Source organism: bacterium, from assembly GCA_040755795.1.
GTDB lineage: Bacteria > UBA9089 > CG2-30-40-21 > CG2-30-40-21 > SBAY01 > JBFLXS01.
Window position 1 is genome coordinate 1 of sequence record JBFLXS010000465.1, and the last position, 2,865, is coordinate 2,865.

General features: G+C 38.3%; 2 protein-coding genes. Both read left to right on the forward strand.

The genetic code is table 11. From position 1 onward, the window contains the following. Nucleotides 1-282: hypothetical protein (locus AB1414_18410; GenBank protein MEW6609389.1), on the forward strand; the 282-nt coding region annotated here is incomplete at its 5' end. A 443-nt stretch (nt 283-725) separates the two neighbouring features. Then, nucleotides 726-2,411 (forward strand): ABC transporter substrate-binding protein, encoded by a 1,686-nt coding sequence (locus tag AB1414_18415; GenBank protein ID MEW6609390.1) that lies wholly within the window; start codon nt 726-728, stop codon nt 2,409-2,411. The last annotated feature ends 454 nt before the right edge of the window (nt 2,412-2,865 follow it).

Here is a 2,865-nt window from a genome sequence, read left to right on the forward strand (position 1 = left end):
TTATTAACTATTATCTTGCCCAGGCAAGCATCGGTTATTCAAAGGAAAGGGATGATTAACGAGGGACAGATGCAGGATGTTAAAAGGCCTCAAGTTCCTGGAATTCCTGCTGGGGTTCCACCGGCAGGTCAGTCATCCCCTGCGGCACCACCAGCAGAAAGTCAAGCAGTTCCTGAGGCGGGAAAGCAAACTCCACCGGCTCCTGAAACTCAACAACAAGCAGTGCCACAAGCACAAAAGGAGGCTCCCGCAACTCAACCGCCTCCTGCATCAAAAGAATAAGTGACTGTTCACCGCAGAGACGCAGAGAAACAGAGAGGAAAATATCTCTTTTTTCGTGTTTTTCGCATTTTTCGGGGTTTAAAAAGGCTTAAAAACAGGTAACCATTCACCGCAGAGACACAGAGACGCAGAGAAAAAATTAAAATTTATTGATAACTATTCAGCCACAGATGGACACAGATGAAACACTGAAAATTCGTGAATCGTGTCCGGTATCCGTGTCCGTAGTTAGGCTGAAGATTTTTCCTCCTGTTGTCCTCTGCCTTCTGCCCTCTGTATTTATCCGTGCTAATCCGTGTTAATCAGTGGCTGAATAGTTACTTTATTTCTATGTCTTCTCTGTTCCTCTGCGTCTCTGCGGTAAAGGATTACCTGAACGGTTACCGATTTTTTTATCTTGTGAATCTGCGAAAATCTGTATTCTAAAACAATTGGAGGGAAATATGAAAAAATTACTGATTATAGTTTCATTAATATTAGTTGGGTGTGTTAATATGGTTTTTTCGGCAACCTTAAAGATAGGTATGCAAGATGAACCTAAACAACTAAACCCATTTAAGGCATCTGATATCTGGAGTTGGAATGTGCTTGGTTTTTTCTATGAAGGGCTATACACCCACAACCCCCAGACATTTGAGATTATCCCCTGGTTAGCCGAAGGAGAGCCTGTTTATAACCATAAAAATAATACCTGTATCGTGCATCTTAAAAAAGGTGTCAAATGGGAGGATGGTCAACCATTTACCGCTGAAGATGTAGCGTTTTCGGCTAATGTCCTGATGGAATTCAAAATCCCACGATATTATTCAGATTGGGATTTTATAACAAAAGTAGAGGCAGTGGATAACTACACGGTTAAATTCTGGTTAAAAGAGCCTTATGCCATTTTCTTTACCCGCACATTGATGTCACTCATAGTTCCAAAACATATCTGGCAACCAATTATTGAAGAGATTAAAAAGACAAAAGACCCATTAACCAACTTGATGGAATATGAGGTAACGAAACCTGTCGGAATGGGGACATTTAAGTTTGCAGACTGGAAGAAAGGTTCTTATGTCCAATTGGTAAAAAATCCACTTTATTTTGCCACGGGCAGAACAGTAAAAGGTAAAAAAGTAGGTCCTTATTTTGACGAGATACTTTTTAAGATTTATGGCACCACCGATGCGGCGATATTAGCCCTTAAAAAAGGTGATATTGATTTTATCTGGTGGCCTATCCAGCCTGGTTTTGTTTCAGACTTGCAAAAAGACAAAAAAATTACTTTGACTAATAACCCTGAAAATGGCTTAAAATACTTCGCCTTTAATCTTCGCCGTCCACCTTTTAACGATATTAATTTTCGTCAGGCAGTGGCTTATTTAATCGATAAAAAATTTATTCAATCACGCATCCTCCAAAATTATGGGGTGCCCAATGATACAATTATGCCGCCTGGAAATAAATTCTGGTATAATCCCAATACACCTAAATATGGTGCAAATCTGAGCCAACCAGAACGAATTAAAAAGGCAATCGCTATTTTAAAAAAAGCAGGTTATTCCTGGAAAAAAGAACCAAAAGTGAACGCCAAAGGAGAAATTACAAAAGGAGAAGGATTAAAAATGCCTGATGGCACACCTGTCAAACCTTTTAAAATCCTTACCCCGCCAGCAGATTATGACCCACTGAGGGCAATGTGTGGCACGCTCATTCAAGAATGGTTGAGACAGATAGGTATTCCCGCTATTGCAACACCTACTTCCTTTGGAGATATAATTAATAAAGTAATGACCGAATGGGATTTTGATGTGTTTATACTGGGCTATAGGTTATCTCTTGACCCGGATTTTATGCGTTCTTTCTTCCATTCAAAAGAAGTTGTTAAAGATGGAAATAATCCGATGGCTTATATTAATCCTGAATTCGATAGATTAGCGGATGCCTCAGCTAAAGAAATGGTGCGGGAAAAAAGAAGAGAATTTATCCTGGAACTACAGGATTTCATCATCCGCGAAGTTCCCTGGGTGCCTCTTTATACCCTTATGCAGATAGAGGCATACCGTAATGATAGATTTAGAGGTTGGGTAAATCAACTGGATGGAATTGGAAATGGCTGGTCATTCGTATTTATTAAACCGATGTAATTATTCAGCCACTGATGGACACGGATTAACACGGATGAATATAGTAAGTATTAACCAAAAGTTCACATTAGTATTGTTGATAGTTGATAGTCTATGAAACTATAAACTTAGAGTTCTGCAAAACTAAGAAACTGTAGTTTTTAAGCGGGTATTTAAAACCTCTTTTTATCAATTTCCTCCAAAGAGCAAAATGCAAAACTCGTTTATAGTTTATGGTTTATAGTTTATAGTGTATAGTCCTTCAACTATCAACTATCTACTATCAACTATAAACTATCAACCCTGTTGCTATATCTGTTCTATGAGAAATTTTCGTTAATAACTACTACTGGACTTTCGTAAATTTTATGCTACTTCTAAAATTCTCTTTATCCTTATCAATCTGTTTATTTTGCTCAAAGAGGGCAAAATTAGGCTCAAAAGCCTGATGATTTTTTTGCAACTTATCCTTTGA

Coding starts and splice junctions, on each gene's coding strand:
- AB1414_18415 (MEW6609390.1), top strand. CDS start 726: ATGAAAAAATTACTGATTATAGTTTCATTAATATTAGTTGGGTGTGTT.